At 31.2% G+C, this 279-nt stretch carries 1 protein-coding gene; it reads left to right on the top strand.

What is annotated here, in order from left to right:
- A partial coding sequence (locus HMPREF2663_RS12890) for a recombinase family protein (RefSeq protein WP_176746335.1) occupies window positions 1–279 on the top strand: 279 nt, incomplete at both ends.

Genomic DNA, 279 nt, shown 5'->3' with positions numbered 1-279 from the left:
AGACCAGTATTTCAAGAAGCACTTAACTTTGTGAGAATGGGCGATAGATTTGTAGTAGAATCGATTGATCGTTTAGGTCGTAATTATGATGAAGTGATTAACACAGTTAATTATTTAAAAGATAAAGAAGTTCAATTGATGATTACTAGTTTACCTATGATGAATGAAGTCATTGGCAATCCTTTATTAGATAAGTTTATGAAAGATTTAATCATACAAATATTAGCAATGGTCTCAGAACAAGAACGAAATGAAAGTAAACGTCGACAAGCTCAAGGT

This window comes from Staphylococcus sp. HMSC077D08 (genome assembly GCF_001837945.1).
In the GTDB taxonomy this organism is placed as follows: domain Bacteria; phylum Bacillota; class Bacilli; order Staphylococcales; family Staphylococcaceae; genus Staphylococcus; species Staphylococcus epidermidis.
This window is presented reverse-complemented; position numbering and strand designations above follow the sequence as displayed.